Genomic DNA, 21,736 nt, shown 5'->3' with positions numbered 1-21,736 from the left:
GCACTCTAGGCCTTTGTTTTATCGCGCTTCTTGTTGGGAAAGCCTGATCCGGCTTTTCCAGAAGCATTTGAGGCAGCGGCGATTGAGCCCGTTCTCGAAGCGGCCTGAGTTTTGCCAAGAATCAGGCGCAGTTACGCCTCGTGCGGCGAACTCCAGGCACGGTTGTGCGGTCTCAGGAGGATGCATGCGTGACGAAACGCGAAAGCAGCTCGATCGGCTTCAGAGGCTGGACCTGACGGGCTGGCTTCCATCGCTGGCCGTTCTGCTCGTGCTGTTCGGGGGGCTCCTGGCCTTCCACACTACCGTGCGCAAAGAGCGCGAAATCGGCGGCACCGTGCTCAGCGCGACGTGGCGCATCAATCAGGATACCGGCCAGCGCTACTCGGACATCCACGTGGCGCTGGACAATAAAACGCAGGTGCGCGCCGCGAGCCTTGCGCCGACGCTGCCGGAGGTCGGAGCGCGCATTGCCGTGCGCAAGCGCGCCATGCTGCTCGGCTACACGACCTACCAATGGGATGGGCCGCCGGCTGTGGCGCGCGCCTCCGCGACGGGCCTCGCCGTGCAACCGGCGCCGACGCCCATTTCCAATCCCTGATGAGGGCTGAGACCGGGGTTTGACGGCGGGCCTTCGCATCCTACGTATGCTCCGCTAGAGCCTTCCTGTTTTAGCCGTAAGACGGAAGGCTCTAGCGCTCTGTTTCGTCGCGCTTCTTACCGGAAAACCGGTTCCCACTTTTCCGGAAGCGCTCTATACAGACCGCGCATTTTGCGTCCGAGACACCTGTCCCGGAGCGCCAATCACCCTCAAGGACACGTCCCATGCGTGACGAAACCAAACGCCGGCTCGACCGCCAGCTTTTCCTGCAGAAGGTCAAATGGGCCGGGGCCGGGCTCGCCGTCGCCGCCTGCCTCGCGGGCGGCCTCTGGTTTTCCGGCCTGGATGCCTCGGTCAAGACGCAACGCGTGGCGGGCGTCGTCGAGGCAGTCGGCCCGCTGGTCGGCGGCTCGACGCGCGCCATCGAGGACGGGCTGGGCGTGGACGTTCGGCTGCAGGACGGGCGGCGCGTGCATGTTGCCGTGCTCAAGACCACCGATCCGCATGTCGGCGACAACGTCGAGGTGGCCGAGCACGTGCACGGCAGCGGCCGGGTGACGTTTTCCTGGAAGTAACCGCGCGCAGGCCCCGCGATCTCAGGGCCCAGGACGCCGCGTTGACTGAGGAGGGGCCGTCGCTATAGTGCGCCTCCGTTCCCGTTCGTTCTCGTGTGTGCAAGCCTCTGTGGCGGAATCGGTAGACGCGGCAGACTCAAAATCTGTTGTTGGCGACAACGTGCCCGTTCGAGTCGGGCCAGGGGCACCACGAACACTTCGCGCGACGAACACGCCTCTCACATCGTCGGCTGCATAGGACGATCCGCTCTTGAGCAAAACGCGCCAGCCAGCCACGAAGACCGCGCCCACCGCGAAGCGTTCCAAGCGCGCCGCGCAGAAGGGCGTCGAGAAGGCGCGCAGCGCGGCCACCGACGATGCGGTGTGGTCGGACGCCGAGGTCAAGCCGTTCTGGGAAGCCAAGCGCTTGTCGCAGATGACCGCCGACGAGTGGGATTCGCTCTGCGACGGTTGCGGGCAATGCTGCCTCAACAAGATCGAGGAAGAAGACACCGGCCGCATCTATCTGACCCGCCTCTCGTGCAGTCTTCTCGACATCGATAGCTGCCGCTGCAAGGACTATACGAACCGGTTCCAGCGCATGCCGGACTGCCTCTCCATCGACATGAAGGCCGTCAAGAAGCTCAAGTGGCTGCCGGAAAGCTGCGCCTATCGCCGCCTCAACGAAGGCCGCGGGCTGGCGTGGTGGCATCCCTTGATCTCAGGCGATCCGGACACCGTGCATCAGGCCGGCGTTTCGGTGCGGGATTGGGCGCGTTCGGAGGCCGGCGTGCCGCTGGACGAGATCGAGCGCTACATCATCGGCGAAGCGACCTCGTAATCGAGCGATCGCTGCTGGAACTCTCTTCAGACTGCCGCGTTGTAACAGCAGACGGGCGCCAGCACTGGCGACCGTCAGGCGCCGAAAGGTGCTGCCCCGTCCCGGAGCCGCGAGGCTCCCGGCGGGGTTGGCGCGTTTAGGCCTTCGCGCGCCTGCTCGCTCATGCGTCTGCTCAGTCGGGCTTGTGGTTCAGGCAGACCGAGTTGATGCAGTAGCGCTTGCCGGTGCCCGTCGGACCATCGTCAAACACATGGCCGAGATGTGAGCCACAGTTCGCGCACGTGACTTCCGTGCGCACCATGCCGTGAGAAATGTCGGTGTGGTAGGCGATGGCGCCGGGCAGAGCCTCGTCGAACGACGGCCAACCCGTGCCGGAATCGAACTTCTTGTCCGACGCAAAAAGCTGGTTGCCGCACGCCGCGCAGGTGAACTTGCCCGCCTCGTGGTTGTCGAGATGCTTGCCGGTAAACGGCCGCTCGGTGCCCTTCTCGCGCAGCACGCGGTACTGCTCCGGGGTCAGCTTGGCGCGGTAGTCCGCTTCATCCTTGTTCATGGCGCTCTCTCCACTCGTACTTTGTTTTCGTTTCCTGTGCGGGGCTCCGCTATGCCGTGCTCTGGTGCCCCGACGTTTGGCGCGCCTGTTGTCCGCTACGGTTCGGCGCCCCTCGCCTCGCGCGGCTCAGAAGCAGCGCGGCGACGATGGCCGCGTAGATCAGCGGTTCGGCCTGCCACGTCTTGACCAGCATGACAAAATGCACGGCCGCGGCCGCCGCCGCCAGATAAACCCACCGATGTAGTTTCTGCCACGCCGCCGCGCCGAGCTTTTTGATCATCGTCGCGTTGGAGGTTACCGCCAGCGGGATCAGGATCAGAAACGCCAGCAGGCCTACCGTGATGTAGGGACGCTTCCAGATGTCCTTCAAGATCGCGGTGAGATCGAGCGACTGGTCGAGCCAGACATAGACGACCACGTGCAGCAACGCATAGACGAACGCCAGCACGCCGAGCGTGCGGCGGTAGCGGATGAGGTTCGGTCCGCCGAAGCGCCGCAACGGCGTGATGGCGAGGCCGAGCACGAGAAAGCGCAGCGCCCAGAGGCCGAGCGAACGCTCCAGCACCTTCAGCGGATCGGCGCCGAGCTGATCGGAGACGGCGAGATAGAAGGTCCACGCGGCGGGCACCAGGCCCAGCGCATAGAGACCCCAACTGCCCGGGCCGACCAGCACCGTCCAGTACGGCTTTGCACGCGGCGTCCGCGGCGCACCAACGGCGTTCTCAGTAGTTCGCACGGAGGTCCAATCCCGCGTAGAGCTGCGCCACCTGGTCGCCGTAGCCGTTGAACATGAGCGTCGGGCGGCGCTTGGCGAACAGGCCGCTGCCTTCACCGATGCGGCGCTCCGTCGCCTGGCTCCAGCGCGGATGATCGACCTCAGGATTGACGTTCGAATAGAAGCCGTACTCGTCCGAGGCGAGGGCCTGCCACGTCGTCGGCGGCTGCGTTTCGAGAAGCGAGATGCGGACGATCGATTTGATGGATTTGAACCCGTACTTCCACGGCACGACGAGGCGCAGGGGCGCGCCGTTCTGGTTCGGCAGCGTTTCGCCGTACATGCCGGTGGCGAGCAGCGTTAGCGGATGGAGCGCTTCGTCGAGGCGCAAGCCTTCGCGATAGGGCCATGACAACGGCTGGAACAGGCCGCGCTGGCCGGGCATTTCCTCGGGCCGCACGAGCGTTTCGAACGCGACGTACTTGGCGCTGCCCAGGGGCTCGGCGCGCTTGATGAGATCGGCCAGCGGAAAGCCGAGCCATGGAATGACCATCGACCAGCCTTCGACACAGCGCAGGCGATAGACGCGCTCCTCGAGCGTGACCGGCTTCAGGATGTCTTCGAGCGTGAGGGTGGCGGGCTTGGCGACGAGGCCGTCGATCTTGACCGACCACGGCGCGGGCTTGAGCGACCCCGCGTTGGCTGCGGGATCGGCCTTGTCGGTGCCGAACTCGTAGAAATTGTTGTAGCTCGTCGCATCGGCCTTGCGGGTCGGCGTCTCGTCGGTCGAAAAGGCGCTGCGCTTGGCGGCCACGGGTGCTGCGGCCAGCCCGGAGCCGAAGGCGGCGAGACCGGTCAACCCGGCGATGCCGGCCAGGATCTGGCGGCGCTGAAGATAGACGGATTTCGGCGTTATTTCTGAACGCGGAACATCCGGGGCGTTGCGGATCAGCACGGGGAAAGCCTCATTCTGCGTTTGGCTGAGCTTACAGGTTTTTGTACGTTCCAAATTCAATTCGGTTTCACCCGCCGGCTTTAGATGGGGTGTCACGCCCGGGGATACGAGCAGCGGTGCAAGCCGGCTCATAAAGGGGGCCGGCCGCGCGGCCGGGGGGACATGAAGCTCAGCAAGACGAACTACCTCGTCTACCGCGACTGCGCCCACAACGCGTGGATGAAGGTGCACCGGCCCGACGCCTACGCCGCCCAGCCGCTTTCGGTATTCGACCAGGCCATTATCGAGACCGGCAACGATGTCGACGTGCGGGCGCGCGCGCTCTTTCCCGGCGGCGTGCTGATCCGGCGCGGCGACGCGGCCGGCACCGCCGAACTCGTTGCTGCCCGTACAAGCGTGCTCTACCAGCCCGTCTTCGAAACCGAGCGCTACACGACCGCGTGCGACATCCTGGCGTGGAACGACGCGCTGCAGGCCTACGACCTTTTCGAGGTCAAAGCCTCCACCAGCGGTGATGACCGCCGCGCCAAGGACGATCTCTACGCCCACGACATCGCGTTCCAGGCGCTGGTGCTCGAAGCCTGCGGCGTGCCGCTCGGCCGCCTGCACCTCGTGCGTCTCAACGGGGCCTACGTCTCAGACGGCACGCTCGACATCGCGCAGCTTTTCACGCGCGAGGATTTCACGGAGCGCGCGGGCGCGCTGTTCGAGGCGGTGCGCGCCGAAATGGACGCCGCGCATGACGTGATCTCGCTGGCCGAGATGCCGCCCGCGCCCTGCGCCTGCATCTACAAAGGCCGCAGCAGCCAGTGCACCACGTTCGCCACCATCAATCCGGGCGTGCCGGAGTACAGCGTCCACGACCTCACGCGCATCGGCGCCTCGCCGAAGAAGCTTCGGGCGCTCGTCGACGACGGCATCCTCGACATCCGCGAGGTTCCGGCGAGCTTCGAGCTCACCGTTCCCCAGCGCCATCAGGTGGAGGCCGTGCAGCGACGGCAGCCCTACGTCGATCTGGCCCCGCTCGGCGCGTTCCTGGCCGACATCCGCTATCCGGTGGCGTTTCTCGACTACGAGACCTATCCGTGCGCGCTGCCGCGATTTGCCCGCTACAGCCCCTTCAATCACGTGCCATTCCAGTTCTCGCTGCACACCGTCGAGGCGCCGGGCGCGGCCCCCGTGCACCGCGAGTTCCTGTTCACCGAAAAGGGATGCCCGGACCAGCCGTTCGTGGACGCGCTGGTCGCGGCGCTGCCGGCCGAGGGCAGCATCATCGCCTGGAACAAGCCGTTCGAGAGAGGCATCAACGCCAAGCTCGCCGAGCGCCTGCCCGCGGACGCGGCCCGGCTGGAGGCGATCAACGCCCGGTTCATCGACCTGATGGACGTATTCAGCGAGCAGATGGTCGTGCACCCGCGTTTCCGCGGCAAGACCTCGATCAAGTGGGTGCTGCCGGCGCTGGTGCCGAAGCTCTCCTACAAGGCGCTCGCAATCCAGGAGGGCGCAACGGCCAGCGAGACCTGGAACGCCATCGTCACAGGCGAGCTCGAGCCGGACCAGGCGGACGAGGCGCGCCGCAACCTGCTCGCCTACTGCGGGCTCGATTCACTGGCGATGGTTGAGATCTGGCGCGCGCTCATCGACATCCAGGCGGCGCGCGAAATCCGCGAAGCCGGCTAGGTCTCTCTTACTTTGTGCTTTGCGCGAACCGCGCCGGGGATACTTTGCGCGGCGCGCAGCGGAGCGGCTCCAGGCCCCGCAAATCGCAAGCCTGCCGGGTCGGCTTGCTCAGCGTTTACATCCTTGACCGATTTACTGGGCCGGCTTGCACGGGCCGACTTCACCCGGCTGATCGGGCGGCTTCGGACCGAAGTTCTTCAGGTATTCCTTCGTCGCCTGATAGGCGAGGTGCTGGCCCTGGCACGTCGGCTGGGCGATCGAGCCCGTCTCGATCTCGTCGTCGTCATCCTCTTTCTCGAGCTTGGCGGCGCGCTCGGTTTTTTCCGGAGCTGCGGCACGCTTTTCGCGCGGGACCTTGGCCACGTGGGCCTTGGGATGCATGCTGTCGTCCTTGAGCGATCCCATCTCGCGAATGGTATCGCGGCAGCAGCCGGCGAGCGCCAGGGCGGCGAGGAGAACAGCGGCGTTGAGGAGTCTGGGCATTGCGATCCTTGCAGGGCAGAAATTGGCCTACGCAATACCGGCGCCGCGCATCGGCGGCTTTCAGAACTCCCACGGTTGTTCGCTGAGTCGGGTGAGACGATCCACAGGCTGTGGATAAGAATCCACAGTGTTTGTCGGGCCTTGAGCACTTTTCAGTTCAGTCCGTGGACGGCCTGCGGCTTTCCCGCCTCACCTGCCTGACTTACCCGACCTGCCGCGCCCTCACATCGATGACAGGTCCGGACGCGGCATCCCGGCGGACGTGGCCGTGCTTGGCGAGGTGCGCCTTGAGCAGGTTGACGTTCTTGCGGTTGGCCCGGAAGGCGACGTCGAACGCGTCGCCGACGAACGGCACGATGCCGACGACCGTGTCGATCGCCGTGTTGACGCACATGCGGCCGATGACGAGGCGCGACACGCCGAGCCGGCGGGCTTCCCAGATGAGATAGCTCGATATGGCTTGCGATATCAGGTCGCCCACCACGGGCACGAGGCCTATGACGGCGTCCAGGCCGACGCGCGTGCTGGTGCCCGGGATGACGAACCTGTCGTCCATCAGGCTTGCAATCGCCTCGATGCGGGCTACGGCCGCTTCGACTTCGGGATCTGCGTAACGCTCGACAGTGCTCGTTTTCATGCTGCTTTCTTCGAAAGCCCCCCGAAACTCGGGACGCTTGTCTCCTTGCGCCACCGGCCGTAACTTGAAACGCTATGCGGCCTTCAAGGCTGCAACATGTTGGGACGGCGGGGGTTCCACACAAGATCAGGGGAATGACACTCCGCCGCGGATCACATCCGGGCGGAGCGGGCGGAAGGGATTGCACCATGCTGTTGCGTCTGCTGCTGGGCACGAGCACGATTTTTCTGTCTCTCATCCTCGGCGCGTTCGCGCTCGCGCTGGTCGGCTACAATTCGCCGGAGACACTGTCGCGGATGCTCGGCTGGGCGCGCGACCTCAAGGGCATCATCACGACCACGGGCATCGACCCCAAGTACAACATCTGGGTCGAGCTGCTGCTGGAAGAACGCCAACTGCTGTTCATGTTCTTCACGATCGCGGCGCGCATCGTGCTGGCGCTCATCGCGGCGCCGTTCGTGAGCCGGCGCTGAGCCTGCCCGGTCTTCGCGTCGCGCCATCGCGCCGCACGTCTCTCCTCATGTCGCCCCTCACATGATGGACGCGGTTAACGCCGCGTTAGTCCGCGCGCGCGCATAATTGCGCCGGGCCGCACGGGTCTTAAAACAACAGGCGTCGTGCCGCTCCTCCTGAAACCGTGTCGACCGGCTTCGCGCGAGGGCTCGAAAGGGCATGGACTACGACGGGCGAGACCACCGGGCGCCGTATCAGCCGGATCGACCGCACTATCAGCATCCGCCGCAGAGCTATCCTGCGGAGGCGCCGGCCCCGCGCGCGTGGTCCGGCCGCTTCTCGGACCTGCCGCTGCGGTTCCGCCTGCTTGTGATGGGACCCATCCTGGCGTTCAGCGCGGTCGCGGCCGCAATGGGCGCGCTCTTCATCTATTACACTGTCGTGTTTCCCGATCCGCTGTCGATGCGCCTCAAATCGACCGGCCCCGTGATCCGCATCGTCGGCCACGACGGCAGTCCGATCGCCGAGCGCGGCGTCTCGCGGGCCTACGTGCCGCTCGACATGCTGCCGGCGCGCGTGACCAACGCCGTCGTCGCCACCGAGGACCGGCGCTTCTTCGCTCATCACGGGCTCGACCCGCTCGGCCTCCTGCGCGCCACGCTCGTGAACCTCAAATCCGGCCGCCTGACGCAGGGCGGCTCGACGATCACGCAACAGCTCGCCAAGAACCTGTTTCTCTCCTCCGACCGGACCTTCGCCCGCAAGGCGGAGGAAGTGGTGCTGGCGCTGTGGCTCGAGCTCAGGCTTTCGAAGACGGAAATCCTGGAGCTCTACGTCAACCGCGTCTATTTCGGCGGCGGCGCGCACGGCATCGAGGCGGCGTCGCAGCGCTATTTCGGCAAGTCGGCGCGCGAGCTGACGCTGCCCGAAGCGGCCGTGATCGCGGGGCTGCTGAAGGCGCCCTCCAAGTACGCGCCAAGCTCGAGCCCGGTGCAGGCCGTGGCGCGCGGGCGGGTCGTGATCGGCAAGATGCTCGATGCGGGCTTCATCACTGAGGAGGACGCGCGCGAGGCGCGCGCCGCGGACGTGCGCTTCTCGCCCCTGATGCGCGTGCCGGACCAGGCCGACATGGCCTACGCGGTGGACTATGTGCTCGATGCGTCGGCGCCGTTCGAGGACAGCGACCGCGACGAGATCGTCATCGAGACGACGCTCGACGCGGGCTTGCAGCGGCGCACGGGCGAGATCGTCGAGAAGACGCTTGCAACATCTGGCACCGAGCTCAACGCGGGACAGGCAGCCGTCGTCGTGCTCGCGCCCGATGGCGGCATCCGGGCGCTCGTCGGCGGGCGCTCCTATGCCGACAGCCAGTTCAATCGCGCCGTCAAAGCCCACCGGCAGCCGGGTTCGGCCTTCAAGCCCGTCGTCTACCTCACCGCGCTCGAACGCGGGCTGACGCCAGACAGCATTGTCGAGGACCAGCCGATCTCGGCTGGGAAATGGTCGCCCAAGAACGACAACGGCCGCTATCTCGGCACGACCACGCTGCGCAACGCGCTGGCGCACTCGATCAACACCGTCTCGGTGCGCCTGCTGCTCGATGCCGGAGCGGAGACGGTCGCGGCTACGGCGCGGCGGCTCGGCATGACCTCGGCACTGAAGGTCAACGGCTCGCTGGCGCTCGGGACATCGGAGGTGTCGCTGCTGGATCTCACGGGCGCGTATGCGGCGTTCGCCAACGGCGGCTACGTCAATGCACCGTACGCGATCCGGCGCATTCGCACGGGCGACGGAAAGGTTCTGTTCCAGCGCATCGCGGCGCGGTCGGCGCCCGCCATTCCGCGCCGCTCGGTGGGGGCCATGAACGACATGCTCTCCACGGCGGTGCAGTTCGGAACAGGGCGGCGCGCGGCAATCGCCGGGCACGCGGTGGCCGGCAAGACCGGCACGACGCAGGATTTTCGCGACGCCTGGTTCATGGGCTACACCGCCCACCTGACGGCCGGCGTCTGGGTCGGCAACGACGACGGCAAGCCGATGAACAAGGTGGTCGGTGGCTCGCTTCCGGCGGAGATCTGGCGCGGCGTCATGGAAGACGCCCATCGCGGACTTGCGCCGTTGCCCCTGCCGGACGCATCCGGCACCAGTGCGCCGACGGGCGACACGGACAAGGCGCACCCGGTGGCGCGGATCGAAGCCGATTTCATCGCCAAGGCGCTTTCGGCGAACGCAGCTCCGGAGGCGGCTTCTGGCGCGCCCGAGGTGACCTCGAACACACGAAGCGAACTGGCGGAGGCGGCGCAGAGTGGCCGGGACCGTTCACCGAGCGAGGGAGCGGCAGGCGAAACGACGGTGACGCAGAGCGGGCGCATCGTCGTGCGGCCGCCGCAGGCCGACTGACCCCGCCGGAACGGCGAGCGGGCTCGATCTCCCGTATCTCGGATTGTCTGGCTTTAGGCTTCGTCCGACACGGCGCCGTAGCGGTGCAGGTCCATGCCGTAGATCTGCAGCCAGCGCTTGGCGTCATCGAGCGCCGGCATGGCTTGGGCGACCAGCGCCCAGAAACGGGGCCCGTGGTTCATCTCGCGCAGGTGCGCGACCTCATGGGCGGCGACATAGTCGAGAATCTCGGAGGGCGCCATGATCAGGCGCCACGAAAACGAAAGCACGCCCGTAGTGGAGCACGAGCCCCAGCGGCTGCTCTGATCGCGCACCGCAATGCGCTTCGGCGAAACGCGCAGGTGCTTGGCGTGGACCGCTACGCGCGCGTCGAGATCGCGATGAGCTTCCTTCGCCAGCCAATCCTTGAGACGGCGCGGGGCGTGTTCCGGCTGGCCGGAGACATGCAGCTCCGGGAAGCTGCCGGTGAGCTTGCGCTCGACGGGCTGACGGCGGGATGGACCCGCGTACACCACGCGGTGCGTCTCGCCGCGCAGGGGAATGAAGACGCCATCGTTGAACGGCACGGCGGTGGGCAGGCTGTCGAGGCGGGCGCGCACCCAATCGATGTTGCGGGTGATGAACGTGCCGGCCTCATCGATATGGCACTGAACCGGCAACGTGACGATGACCGTGCGCCGCGAGCGGCTGATGCGAAGCGTGAGGCGGCGCGCACCGGGATGACGGCGCACTTCGACGGGCGCTCCCAGGGCATCGAGTTTGTCGCTCTTGAGCGACGGAGACACGAAGCTGCTTGTCTTCCGCATTGATGACTTTCGGAACCGGCGCTGATTTTTGCGAACGCGACGCGATGTTGGTTGCGATGGACCGAGCGATGCTCAGATGCTCCGGCGCGCTTCGCGCCACTCTCGATCTCATGCTCTCCACTTAGCAACAGACTGAACCTCATCACCAGTCTGAAATTGTGACGCGTCCCACAGATTCGACTACTGTTGCGCCACTGCCCCATGCCTCAGCGTACACAACGCACAGTGCGCAACACTCCAAGCGACGCGCATTTCCCTTGCGCGTGACGCTTCTTTGCGCTCGGCGCGCGAGACCGTTGGCGTGGAACGATTGCAATTGCCGCGGAAGCATGGCGGAACATCGCGCGCGCCTGTTGCGGCAAATGTCGTTCGCGTCCGACCGCAAACGGCGCCGCAATTTTCAGCTGCAAGACCTTGAATGCACGAGCGGGCCGGGCTTAGCGTTTTTCTTCACAGTCTTATCGCGTATTGCGCGGCATCTCGCGTTCCGGCGCGGTGAAGCTCGGCAGCTCGCGCATGTCCAGCGTCGGTGCGCCATCGTTGACGCCCGGCGCCTCGCGTGCGCCTTCGATCCATGGTGGGGAGGCAGGAAGCGAGAATCGCCCACTCTCCAGGGCCGGCCCCGCGGACCGCTGCGATGCGGCAATCGGCGCGGCGGCGTGCGGCGCATCGGGCTTTCTCATCACCAGCGACGGCGCGGCCATCAGGATGGCCACCATCACGAGCTGAATGACGAGGAACGGAATGGCGCCCCAGTAGATCTCGCTGGTCTTGACGGGCGGCATCATGCGCCCCGTCACCTTGTCGCGGTAGGCCTCGCGCGGCGCGACGCTCCTTAGGTAGAACAGCGCGAACCCGAACGGCGGGTGCATGAAGCTCGTCTGCATGTTCACCGCCAGCAGGACGCCGAACCATATGATGAAGGGCGTGACGTCGGCCACGTGCTCGCTGACCACGCCGGCAGCGTCGGTGGTGCTGATCACCGCCATTCCGAAGCCCTTGGCAATGGCGATCGCCTCCGGGGAATTCCGGAAGATGGCTTCGGCCGCTGGCTTCAACAGCGGCACGAGAATGAAGCACAGCTCGAAGAAATCGAGGAAAAAGGCGAGCAGGAAGATCAGGATCATGACGGCGATGAGGAAGCCGTACATGCCGCCGGGAAGCGACGTCAGCAGGTGCTCGACCCAGATGTGTCCGTTGACGCCATAGAACGTGAGCGAAAAAATACGGGCGCCGATCAGGATGAACATGACGAACGCCGAGAGCTTGGCCGTCGCCTCGGCGGCCTGGCGCACGATTTCCAAGTTGAACCGGCGGCGGTCGCCGTCGCTGTAGCGCTTTCCGGCGGCCAGCAGCAGAGCGCCGACCGCGCCCATCGCGCCGCCCTCGGTCGGCGTTGCGATGCCGACGAGGATCGTGCCGAGCACGAGGAAAATAAGCAGCAGCGGCGGCACCATCACGAACGTCACGCGCTCGGCCATGACCGACAGCAGGCCCCGCCCCGACAGCAGGCTCAACGCGCGGTTTGCGAGAGCCGCCGCGAGCGCGAACGAGATGCCCCAGGCCATGGCAAGGATCGCCCGGTCGATGCCCTGGTAGCGGCTGCCGTCCATCATCCAGGTGGCGAAGCCGGTCGACATCACCGCTAGCACGAGGAGCGAGAGCAGCCCGCGCGAGCCGTCGGGCTCGCGGTGTCCGACGGCCTCAAGCGGAAGGCCCGGCGCGGAGCCCGGCTTGATCAGCGACGCCACAAACACATAGACCGCGTAGAAGCCGGCGAGCATCAGGCCCGGCATGATCGCGGCCTTGTACATGTCGTCGACCGAGCGGCCGAGCTGGTCGGCCAGGACGATGAGAACGAGCGACGGCGGAATGATCTGCGCCAGCGTGCCCGAGGCCGCGATGACGCCCGAGGCCAGGCGGCGGTCGTAGCCATAGCGCAGCATGATCGGCAGCGAGATCAGGCCCATCGAGATGACGCTGGCGGCCACGACGCCGGTGGTGGCAGCCAGCAGCGCGCCGACGAAGATCACTGCATAGGCCAACCCGCCACGCACGGTGCCAAAGAGCTGGCCGATGGTTTCCAGCAGATCTTCGGCCATGCCGGAGCGTTCGAGAACCAGCCCCATGAACGTAAAGAAGGGGATCGCCAGCAGCGTATCGTTGCGCATGACATCGAAGATGCGGCCCGGCATCGACTGCAGGAGATGCCAGGAGAGCGTGATGGCGCCGTCCGAATAGGGGGCCAGTTCCACGCCCGCGACGAAGAAAACCAGCCCGACCGCGCCGAGCGAAAAGGCGACGGGATAGCCGAGCAAAAGGAAGCCCACGAGCGCCAGGAACATGATCGGCGCCAGATTTTGCGCAAGGAAGGCGGTCATGCGGCTGTCGATTTCCTGTTGCTCATCTGGTTTCTCGTCGTCTCAGTCCGGCTGGGCCCTGCGGGCGATCATGTCCGGCCGGCGTGTGGCGCCGATGAGCCGCCTCCCGCATCGGGCTCATCCGAGCCTGCCTCGATTGCCGCCTCGTGGTAGGTGCCGTGGACGATCGGCTCGGCCATGTCGCCGCGCATGATGGCGATGCGCTTGATCAGCTCGGAGATCCCTTGAGCGAACAGCCATGCGAACGCGATCGGGATCAGGATTTTGACAGGCCACTGCGGCAGGCCGCCCGCGTTCGGCGATTGCTCGTTCTGGGCGTAGGAGTTCGCGAAGAAGATCGACGACGTGTAGACGATCATGGCGGCGGTCGGCAGAAGGAAGAGGGCGTGGCCGATCAGCTCGATGATGTTGCGTGCGCGTTGCGACAGGCGGCTGTTCACCACGTCGATGCGAATGTGCTCGTTGACGGACAGCGTCCACGGCGCGGCCAGCAGGAAGACGGCGGCGAACAGCCACCACTGAACCTCCAGGAGCGAATTGGCGCTCCAATCGAAGATCTTGCGCACCACGGCGTTGGTGGCGCTGATGACGGCCGCGACGACGATGAGCCACGCGACCGAGCGCCCCAGCGCTCCGGACGCGCGATCGATCAGGCGGCTCACGGCGAGCAGCTCCTTCACATCGTCCTCCCCATCGTGCCCCCGCGGCTTGTTGTCCAGCTTCCGAGCCCCCGGTCAAGGGTGTGCGGCCCGGCGCTGGCAGCCTTTCTATATCCGGACGCTTTCCTATATCTGAAGGAACGGCCGGGGAGAACTCCGGACGCGTCCTTCCACGAGACCCACGTTTGGCGTTCCCCACGACCACCGTTGCACGTTTCCCGCCGTTGACGTAGGGCAGTAGGTCCAGCCCGCCCGGCCTTTTGCACCGCCCCCAAGGGCGCGGCCGATTGCGATCTCATGACCCAGGAGCACGTCCATGTCCGATTTGAAGGCGCAGGTCATCGAGCGGCTGCGCCGCGTCAAGGGTCCGGATCTCGACGGCAATATCGTCGATCTCGGACTCGTCTCGGATGTCCTGATCAAGGACGGACGCGTCTATTTCTCGATTACCGTGCCGGCGTCGCGCGCCGAGGAGCTGGAGCCGCTGCGTGGCGCCGCCGAAAAGGTCGTGCGCGAGATCGAGGGCGTTACGGGCGTGGTCGCCGTGCTGACGGCGGAAGCGGCTCCCGGACAGCGCCGCCCGCAGGCGCCCGCTCGGCCGACCGCGTCGTCGACTCCCCCTACGGGAGCCGCACGCGAGCATCCGCGCGTCACGGCCGCGCGCGCGCAAGGCGTGACCGGAGACGGCGCGCGTCCCGCAGCGCAAAAGGCAGCCCCCCCCGCGCCCGCTTCCGGCGTCAAGCAGACGGCCGGCGTTCCGGGCGTCAAGCACATCGTGGCCGTCGCCTCCGGCAAGGGCGGTGTCGGCAAGTCGACGGTCGCCGTCAATCTCGCGCTCGGCTTCCAGGCCATCGGCCTCAAGGCCGGCATCATGGACGCCGACATCTACGGGCCGTCGCAGCCGCGCCTGCTCGGCATCACGGGCAAGCCGACACAGGCGGACGGCAAGAAGCTCGTGCCGATGGAAGCCTACGGCCTCAAGTCGATGTCCATGGGCTACATGGTCGAGGAAGGCACGCCCATCGTCTGGCGCGGGCCGATGGTGGTGGGCGCGCTGAACCAGATGCTGCGCGAGGTACTGTGGGGCGATCTCGACGTGCTCGTGATCGACATGCCGCCCGGCACCGGCGACGTGCAGCTCACCATTGCGCAGCAAGTTCCGCTGGCGGGCGTCGTCATCGTTTCGACGCCGCAGGATCTCGCGCTCATCGACGCGCGCAAGGGCCTGGCCATGTTCAAGAAGGTCAGCGTGCCCATTCTCGGCATCGTCGAGAACATGAGCTACTTCATCGCGCCCGATACCGGCGCGCGTTACGACATCTTCGGGCACGGCGGCGCGAAGGCGGAGGCCGAGAAGGTCGGCGTGCCGTTCCTCGGCGAGGTGCCGCTGACGATGGACGTGCGTGAAACATCCGACTCCGGCCGCCCGATTACCGCGACCGCACCGGACAGCGCCCCCGCGCAGGTTTTCCGCGAAATCGCCGCCAAGGCCTGGGGTGAACTGGAGCGTGCAGCCGGACGCGGCATGAAGCCGCCCGAGCTCGAAGTGATGCATGATGGCGAAGCACTGCGCGTCGGCTTCGCGACCAAGGACAATCACGAGCTATCGGCCGAGTTCCTGCGCGTGCTCAGCCCGTCGGCCGAAGTTCAGGGGCATTCGAAAGAGCAGCGCGTGACGGTCGGCGGCAAGAAGAACGTCAAGATCCGCGAGCTGCGCGGCGTCGGCAATTACGCCGTGCGCATCGTGTTCGACGACGGGCACGACACGGGACTGTTCACGTGGAGCTATCTCCACATGCTGTCGCTGCAGAAGGACAAGAAGTGGGGCGAATACCTCGCCGAGCTAAAGGCGAAGGGGTTGAGCAGGTAGGGGGAGGAGCGGCTCGGGACGATGCTGGCGCGTGCAGCGACGGCTGCTTTTGACCCGTAGCGGACTTCGCTGCCGGCCTATCGAGGCGTGCGAACCTTGTTAAGGAAGGATATGCCGTGACGCCCACAGGACGTGCGCAGGCCGAAATCAAACGGTTCCTTTTGACTGAAGATGCGGAGACCCTGTGCTTCAGCGGCCATTGGGGCGTCGGAAAGACCTACACGTGGCAGACTATTCTTAAGCAGGCTACGAATGCCAACGAGGTCGGACTCAAGCGTTATGCCTACGTGTCGTTGTTCGGCATCAATAGTTTGAACGATCTGAAGCTTACGATCTTTGAAAATTCAGATTTCCTGTTGAAGGACGATTCAACTAGGGCGGGGCTGGCGAAGGAAGTAGGCAACTGGCTCTTTGGGTCGTTGCGCAAATCGACGCCAATGGCGAGCGAGCTGCCGTTGATCGGTAAACTCGTCAAGAGCGGCGGCGCGTTGTTCTTTTCGACCGTCCGTGACCAGATCGTATGCATCGACGATCTGGAGCGACGTGGATCGGGCTTGGCTGTCAAGGATGTTCTAGGGCTAATCAGTTTCCTGAAAGAACAACGGGGCTGCAAGGTGGCGCTGCTGCTCAATGAGGACGAGCTTGACGATGATGGACGCACTGAATTCACCGGCAATCTCGAAAAAGCGATAGATGTCAAGCTCGCGTTCTCCCCCTCCGCTGGCGAGTCTGTGGCGATCGCGCTAACGACGCCTGGCCCAACGAATGATCAGCTAGCAGAGAATTGCACGCGGCTTGGCATCGCCAACATTCGTGTAATCAAGAAGATCGAGCGCCACGCACGGCAGCTGGAGCCGCTGTTGGTCGGCTTGCATGAGGGCGTGACCCAGCAAGCTTTGCAAGCGCTTTGCCTGTTCGCCTGGAGCAAATACCAGCCAGAAGTGGCACCCCCACTTGATTTCCTCAAATCCAAGAAGGGTGGTGACTATGCAGGGCTCGGTGGCCGCGACGAGCCTTCCCAGGAGCAAGCATCATGGAACGCGCTGTTGGAACACTACGGGTTCGGCGTGATCGACGATTTCGATGCGGTCATCCTGGACGCAATCGAAGTCGGATACTTCGATCCCGAGCGGGTCAAGACGGAAGCCGAAAAGGTGCATCGTGAACGCCTGCGGCAAGACCAGGATGGCGCCTTCAGCGAAGCGTGGAACCCATATCACGAAAGTTTTGGCGACAATGCCGATGAGGTCGGACAGTCACTGTATGACTCGTTCAAGGCCAATTTCGCTACCATATCGCCAAGTAATTTGCACGGAACAATCGAAGTGCTGAAGGGTATTGGGCAGGCAGATCGCGCACGCGAGTTGCTCGCCCTCTATACCGCGGAGCGCACAGAAGGGCGAGACTTCTGGGATCTGGATCAGCATCGGCTCTTTCGCAACTTCACCGACGCCGACATGGTTCAGGCATTTGCTGACAAGCATGCGTCATTTGCGGTGGCAGTCGTCAACCCAATCGATGTGCTGGTCAATATCGCTCGGAACGATAGTTGGAATGATCTTGACCTCGACCTCCTGGCGGGCCTGTCTGTCGATGAGTATGAGCGCATCTTTATGGAAAACACAGGCCAGCGGCTGCGAGCTGCCGTATCGGCAGCACTGCAATTCAGCCGCATCGGTAATGCCACGCCTGCCATGAAGACGATACCCAATAAGGCGCGGGAGGCGCTTCAGCGCATCGCAGGGAAGTCACCGCTGAACGCGATGCGCGTGCAAAAGTATGGCATCCAGGTCGCTCCGGAGCCGAATCAGGACTGAGAGATCGCTATCGTATGCAGGCGGAACTGCATGCCGCTTCTGGCCTTCACCCGACATCCGCAAAACCTTATCCCCGTCTCCCCATTCTACGCATACGCTCACCGCATCCCGCTCATCCGGGGACCGGCGTGAGCTGGGCGTTTGGTGAGTGGGAGCTGCGCCTCCCTCAAACTGGTACCATCAGCTAGGCTGGAAAGGTGCGGAGCGGATTTCTCGGTTGGATGGACCGTGAAAGCGAACGTGTGCACGGTGGATGTTCGGGCATGCGGCTTCGCGCCGGTGAGGTTGCGTCATAGCGGGGTCCACGCGTTCGGACATCAATTCGCGATGGCGTGAGCAGCAGCGGAGCGGCCAGGCCGCATCCCGCTCGTTCCCACGGCCTACCGCTCCGCTCCCCGGAAGGGGATCGAGACCTCAGCACCACCGCTCTTTGAGACCATATGTGACATGCACGCGAGACCGAGTCCTCGCGGCTATCGAGCCGTGCCTTGCGCGCGCGCCGCTCTAGGACAAACGTGTGGTGTCTGCGCTTTGTCGGGGAGCGACGCCGGGAAGAGGTCGGGCGAAACGCGTACCAATGCGTTGCTGCCGCAGCGAGAAACCGGGAAAATAAGCTGCGTCCACCATCTCCCTTATGCCCGGTTGACACCCGGCGTGCAGTTGACAATGCCTCGTTCTGGGAAACGGTTCCACGGAGCGTCGAGCTGTCAGAGTTGTCGACGGCATCCCGATTTCTGTCGAGCCCTGCCTCGAAGGCCCCTCACTCCGCGAACGGCACCACGGTCTGGCGCTGGAGGCCGAGGCCTTCGATCTCGAGCTCCATCACGTCGCCGGCCTTCAGGTACTGCGGCGGCTTCATCACCGAGCCGACGCCGGGAGGCGTGCCGGTGGTGACGATGTCGCCGGGCTCCAGCACGCAGAACTGCGTGACGTAGGCGACGAGATAGGGAATCGAGAAAATCATCGTCGCGGTGGAGCCCTGCTGCTTCACCTCGCCGTTGACCTTGAGCGACAACTTGAGGTTCGCGGGATCGGGGATCTCGTCCGGCGTCACCAGCCAGGGGCCGAGAGGCCCGAACGTCTCGGCGGCCTTGCCCTTGAACCACTGGCCGTTGCGCTTCATCTGAAAGCGCCGCTCCGACACGTCGTTGCAGATGGTGAAGCCCGCAACGTAGTCCATCGCGTCCTTCTCCTCGACATAGCGCGCGCGCTTGCCGATGACGAAGGCCAGCTCCAGCTCCCAGTCCATGCGGTCCGAGTTCTTCGGATACATCACGTCGTCGAACGGGCCGGAGACCGTGTTGCCGAGCTTGTTGAAGATGATCGGCTCGGAGGGAATTTCGAGGCCGGCTTCCTTGGCGTGGTCGGCATAGTTCAAGCCGATGGCGATGAAGTTCCACGGCCGCGCGACGGGCTGGCCGATGCGCACGCCCTCGGGCGCGAGCGGCAGCACCGCCGGATCGAGCGCCTTGAGGCGCGCCAGCATGGCGGGCGCCAGCGTTTCGCCGGTGATGTCGGCCACGTGCTCCGACAGATCGCGGATCTTGCCGTCCTTATCGACCAGGCCCGGCTTCTCCGCACCCTTCTGTCCGAATCTCACGAGCTTCATGTAACTTCCCTCGAATTCTCGTATTGCCTAAAGTCGGGCGGAGGACCGCCAAATGTTCGAAGGCTTTACATCACACGCCGTTGCGGTGAGCAACGGCATTGAGATCGCAGCCTGGACGGGCGGATCCGGGCCGCCGCTGCTGTTGCTGCACGGCTATCCGCAAACGAGCCTGTGCTGGCGCAAGATCGCCCCGCGCCTCGCGGAACGCTTCACCGTCGTCGCGGCCGATTTGCGCGGCTACGGAAGATCGAGCAAGCCCCCCGGGGGATTGTGCCATGCCGCCTATTCCAAGCGGGCGATGGCGGCCGATCAGGTGGCCGTGATGCGGTTCTTCGGTTTCGACAGGTTTCGGCTCGTGGGTCATGACCGGGGCGGGCGCGTTGCGCATCGCCTCGCGCTCGATTATCCGGCGGCCGTCGAGCGGCTGGCGGTGCTCGACATCGCGCCGACCGCAGACATGTATGCCGCCACCGACAAGGCGTTCGCGACGGCCTACTACCACTGGTTCTTCCTGATCCAGCCGGCGGACATGCCCGAGCGCCTGATCGTCAACGACACACATCACTACATGCGCCACACGCTCGCCTCGTGGTGCAAGACGGAGGGCGCGTTCGACGAGGCGACGATCCGGCACTACGTGGAAAGCTGGTTCGATCCGGCCGCGGTTCATGCCGCGTGCGAGGACTACCGGGCCGCCGCCACGATCGACCTCGAGCACGATGCGGCGAGCCGGGCGGCGGGCGACACGCTCGCCATGCCGCTCCTGGCGTTGTGGGGCGGACGCGGGATCGTCGGCAAGCAATTCGACGTGCTGGGGCTCTGGCGCGCCGCGTCGCGGTCAACCGTCGAAGGCCATGCCCTCGACTGCGGGCACTTTCTCCCCGAGGAAGCGCCCGACGGTACCTTGAAGGCGCTGCTCGATTTCATGTGACCTCTGTTTCTGTGATGTCGGCCCACAGCCTCATGCACAGGGGAAGCGCGCCCTCGCCTTCCCGAGGGACCCCGACTCGGCCCAGGTTGCAGCGACGCAATTCGCAGGCGAAATTCTGCTGACAGGGGCTCGGTATGTCGTTGCTGTTCCGGATCATTTACGCGGCGCACGCCAAGGGCACGCATCACAAGCTGGCGCTCGACGCGCTCAAGCAGCTCACGAGCCCGGAGACGGAGCGCTGGCAGCGCGTGTTCCTCAAGCACGCGGAAACCTATCTTGCGGGCTCCAAGGCGCCGGACGACCAGTTCAAGGACTTCAAGAACCACGTGCTGCACGTGCGCGACGGGTACTGGGGCGGCGCGCTCGGCAAGGCCGACGAGTGGTATGGCAAGCTGTGCACCGCGCTCAAGGCCGAGGACTGGGAGGGCGTCGCCTGGAGCGCGGGCGTGCTGTCGCATTACATCACCGATCCGATCCAGCCCTTTCACACCGCGCAATCGGCGGCCGAGAACAGCATCCATCGCGCGGCCGAGTGGTCGATCTCGCGTTCCTACGACGCGCTCAGGACACAAGGGCTCGCAACGTCGGGCGATTTCATCATCACCGCGGGAGACGGGCCGAGCTGGTTGCGCGACCTCGTGTGCCAGGGCGCGGAAAAGGCCAACGTGCACTACGAGACTTTGATTGCGCACTACAATCTCAACGCGGGCGTCATCGATCCGCCGGCCGGGCTCGATGCGCTGAGCCGCAAGATCCTGGGCGACCTCGTGGTCTGCGCGGCGGCGACGGTTGCGTGCGCCCTCGACCGCGCGTTCGTCGAGACGGGCGCCGTGCCGCCCGATGTCGATCTCGGGATCGATACCGTGATCGCGGCGCTCAAAATCCCCGTCAAGGTGCTGGCCAAGCGCCTGGCGGACGCGGAAGACAGGCGCGTCGTGTCGGCGATGTACGACGAGCTGCTCACAACCGGGCGGGTCTATGCGACGTTGCCCGAGGACGACCGCGTCGTGCAGGATCTCTATGCCGTCGAGATCGAGGCGCCGCGCCTCGCCAAGCGGGCCGAGCAACGTGCGGTGGCTGTCCAGGTGGCGGCGCCCGCTGCCGCGAAGGCTGCCGCTCCGCCGCCGGCTTCTGCAGGCGCGCGCGCAGTTGCGATGCAGGCGGCGCCCGTCGCGATGACGGCGGCTCCTCTCGCGAAGCCGGCAGAGCCTGTCGCGATGCCGACCGCACCGGCGCGTTCGTCGGCCACCAAGCACTATCTGGCCACTGGCGACGCCATCGAACGGGCGCCGTCCATCGGACCCAAGACGGCGGACCGGATGGCGCCGCTCGGCGTGACGTCGGTCGCGGATTTCCTGGCGGCCTCGCCCGAAGCCATCGCCTCAGGGCTCGGGCAGCGTTCGATCACCGCGGACACGATCGCGCTGTGGCAGGACCAGTGCCAGCTCATGCTCGACATTCCGGGCTTGCGCGGCGGCCATGCCGAGCTGCTGGCTCAGGCGGGCTATCGCAGCGCCGAGGCCCTGGCCGAAGCGGACGAAGCCTCGCTCTGCGCGGGCGTGCTGGCGTTTGCCGCGACGGCGGCCGGCCAGCGCATCCTGCGCGAGGGGACGCCGCCGGACCTGGAGCGGGTCAAGGGTTGGCTGGCTGCGGCAAAGACGGTTCTGGCCGCCTGACCAGGCCGGATCCGCGCGGTTGCGCCCCGTTTTCCGCCGACTTTACGGATTGACACTTTCGGCAGTCGGCCTATCCCTTGAGGCAGACGCCGAGCCGGGCGGCCTTTGGGCGCCGCAT

General features: G+C 65.4%; 19 protein-coding genes, 1 tRNA gene and 1 pseudogene. 12 read left to right on the top strand and 9 right to left on the bottom strand.

Going from position 1 to position 21,736, the window contains the following annotated elements:
- The first annotated feature begins 184 nt into the window (after positions 1-184).
- From K2Y42_RS11180 to K2Y42_RS11165, 4 genes are all read left to right on the top strand, one after another.
- Positions 185-598: a hypothetical protein gene (locus tag K2Y42_RS11180; protein ID WP_291152328.1), complete on the top strand. Its 414-nt coding sequence runs from the start codon at positions 185-187 to the stop codon at positions 596-598.
- Positions 599-822: 224 nt separating this feature from the next.
- Positions 823-1,173 carry a hypothetical protein gene (locus K2Y42_RS11175; RefSeq protein ID WP_291152326.1) on the top strand — a complete coding sequence of 117 codons (351 nt, stop codon included), beginning with the start codon at positions 823-825 and terminating at the stop codon, positions 1,171-1,173.
- Between the two features lie 103 nt (positions 1,174-1,276).
- Positions 1,277-1,363: transfer RNA gene (locus K2Y42_RS11170), tRNA-Leu, on the top strand.
- 60 nt (positions 1,364-1,423) lie between these two features.
- The gene (locus K2Y42_RS11165) at positions 1,424-1,993 is read left to right on the top strand and encodes a YcgN family cysteine cluster protein (protein WP_366512384.1); all 570 of its coding nucleotides are present in this window, start codon (positions 1,424-1,426) and stop codon (positions 1,991-1,993) included.
- A 172-nt stretch (positions 1,994-2,165) separates the two neighbouring features.
- Here K2Y42_RS11165 and msrB read toward each other — a convergent pair whose 3' ends face one another.
- The 3 genes from msrB to msrP are packed head-to-tail and all read right to left on the bottom strand — an operon-like array spanning position 2,166 to position 4,216.
- Positions 2,166-2,546: a peptide-methionine (R)-S-oxide reductase MsrB gene (gene msrB, locus K2Y42_RS11160; protein WP_291152324.1), complete on the bottom strand. Its 381-nt coding sequence runs from the start codon at positions 2,544-2,546 to the stop codon at positions 2,166-2,168.
- A 49-nt stretch (positions 2,547-2,595) separates the two neighbouring features.
- Positions 2,596-3,282: a protein-methionine-sulfoxide reductase heme-binding subunit MsrQ gene (msrQ, locus tag K2Y42_RS11155; RefSeq protein WP_291152323.1), complete on the bottom strand. Its 687-nt coding sequence runs from the start codon at positions 3,280-3,282 to the stop codon at positions 2,596-2,598.
- Positions 3,269-4,216, bottom strand: a complete 948-nt coding sequence (gene msrP / locus K2Y42_RS11150; protein ID WP_291152322.1) for a protein-methionine-sulfoxide reductase catalytic subunit MsrP — start codon at positions 4,214-4,216, stop codon at positions 3,269-3,271. Before msrP ends, msrQ begins: the two co-directional genes overlap by 14 nt.
- 162 nt (positions 4,217-4,378) lie before the next feature.
- Here msrP and K2Y42_RS11145 point away from each other — a divergent pair, with 162 nt between their 5' ends.
- Positions 4,379-5,896 (top strand): DUF2779 domain-containing protein, encoded by a 1,518-nt coding sequence (locus tag K2Y42_RS11145; RefSeq protein ID WP_291152320.1) that lies wholly within the window; start codon positions 4,379-4,381, stop codon positions 5,894-5,896.
- A gap of 132 nt (positions 5,897-6,028) precedes the next feature.
- Here K2Y42_RS11145 and K2Y42_RS11140 read toward each other — a convergent pair whose 3' ends face one another.
- Positions 6,029-6,379, bottom strand: a complete 351-nt coding sequence (locus K2Y42_RS11140) for a hypothetical protein (protein WP_291152318.1) — start codon at positions 6,377-6,379, stop codon at positions 6,029-6,031.
- A gap of 202 nt (positions 6,380-6,581) precedes the next feature.
- A complete protein-coding gene (locus K2Y42_RS11135; RefSeq protein WP_291152316.1) occupies positions 6,582-7,016 on the bottom strand; it encodes a DUF4112 domain-containing protein in 435 nt (144 codons plus the stop codon).
- A 188-nt stretch (positions 7,017-7,204) separates the two neighbouring features.
- On the opposite strand from K2Y42_RS11135, the gene K2Y42_RS11130 reads away from it, so the two are divergent.
- Both K2Y42_RS11130 and K2Y42_RS11125 read left to right on the top strand, forming a co-directional pair.
- A complete protein-coding gene (locus K2Y42_RS11130) occupies positions 7,205-7,489 on the top strand; it encodes a hypothetical protein (protein ID WP_291152314.1) in 285 nt (94 codons plus the stop codon).
- A 199-nt stretch (positions 7,490-7,688) separates the two neighbouring features.
- On the top strand, positions 7,689-9,869 hold the full coding sequence (locus K2Y42_RS11125; protein WP_291152312.1) for a PBP1A family penicillin-binding protein: 2,181 nt from the start codon (positions 7,689-7,691) through the stop codon (positions 9,867-9,869).
- 53 nt (positions 9,870-9,922) lie between these two features.
- Here K2Y42_RS11125 and K2Y42_RS11120 read toward each other — a convergent pair whose 3' ends face one another.
- From K2Y42_RS11120 to K2Y42_RS11110, 3 genes are all read right to left on the bottom strand, one after another.
- Positions 9,923-10,675, bottom strand: coding sequence for a SprT family zinc-dependent metalloprotease (locus K2Y42_RS11120; RefSeq protein ID WP_291152310.1), 753 nt, complete (start codon positions 10,673-10,675; stop codon positions 9,923-9,925).
- Positions 10,676-11,133: 458 nt separating this feature from the next.
- Positions 11,134-13,056 carry a TRAP transporter large permease subunit gene (locus K2Y42_RS11115; RefSeq protein ID WP_291152309.1) on the bottom strand — a complete coding sequence of 641 codons (1,923 nt, stop codon included), beginning with the start codon at positions 13,054-13,056 and terminating at the stop codon, positions 11,134-11,136.
- A 68-nt stretch (positions 13,057-13,124) separates the two neighbouring features.
- Positions 13,125-13,736 (bottom strand): TRAP transporter small permease subunit, encoded by a 612-nt coding sequence (locus K2Y42_RS11110; RefSeq protein ID WP_291152307.1) that lies wholly within the window; start codon positions 13,734-13,736, stop codon positions 13,125-13,127.
- 295 nt (positions 13,737-14,031) lie between these two features.
- Here K2Y42_RS11110 and K2Y42_RS11105 point away from each other — a divergent pair.
- The 3 genes and pseudogenes from K2Y42_RS11105 to K2Y42_RS11100 all read left to right on the top strand — a co-directional run.
- Positions 14,032-15,240 (top strand): annotated as a pseudogene (locus tag K2Y42_RS11105) (Mrp/NBP35 family ATP-binding protein); the annotation flags it as partial.
- Positions 15,241-15,585: a DUF971 domain-containing protein gene (locus K2Y42_RS21260; RefSeq protein ID WP_366512405.1), complete on the top strand. Its 345-nt coding sequence runs from the start codon at positions 15,241-15,243 to the stop codon at positions 15,583-15,585.
- 116 nt (positions 15,586-15,701) lie between these two features.
- Positions 15,702-17,402 carry a hypothetical protein gene (locus K2Y42_RS11100; RefSeq protein WP_291152303.1) on the top strand — a complete coding sequence of 567 codons (1,701 nt, stop codon included), beginning with the start codon at positions 15,702-15,704 and terminating at the stop codon, positions 17,400-17,402.
- Positions 17,403-18,162: 760 nt separating this feature from the next.
- Here K2Y42_RS11100 and K2Y42_RS11095 read toward each other — a convergent pair.
- Positions 18,163-19,011 (bottom strand): fumarylacetoacetate hydrolase family protein, encoded by an 849-nt coding sequence (locus K2Y42_RS11095; RefSeq protein ID WP_291152301.1) that lies wholly within the window; start codon positions 19,009-19,011, stop codon positions 18,163-18,165.
- 52 nt (positions 19,012-19,063) lie between these two features.
- Here K2Y42_RS11095 and K2Y42_RS11090 point away from each other — a divergent pair, with 52 nt between their 5' ends.
- Positions 19,064-19,942, top strand: a complete 879-nt coding sequence (locus tag K2Y42_RS11090; RefSeq protein ID WP_291152299.1) for an alpha/beta hydrolase — start codon at positions 19,064-19,066, stop codon at positions 19,940-19,942.
- A gap of 134 nt (positions 19,943-20,076) precedes the next feature.
- Entirely contained in the window at positions 20,077-21,618 is a 1,542-nt protein-coding gene (locus tag K2Y42_RS11085) for a DUF4332 domain-containing protein (RefSeq protein WP_291152297.1), read from the top strand.
- Positions 21,619-21,736 lie beyond the last annotated feature (118 nt).

It is taken from the genome of Hyphomicrobium sp. (genome assembly GCF_019744875.1).
Classification (GTDB): Bacteria; Pseudomonadota; Alphaproteobacteria; order Rhizobiales; family Hyphomicrobiaceae; genus Hyphomicrobium_C.
The sequence above is the reverse complement of the archived record's forward strand: the minus strand, read 5'-3'. Positions and strand labels throughout refer to the sequence as shown.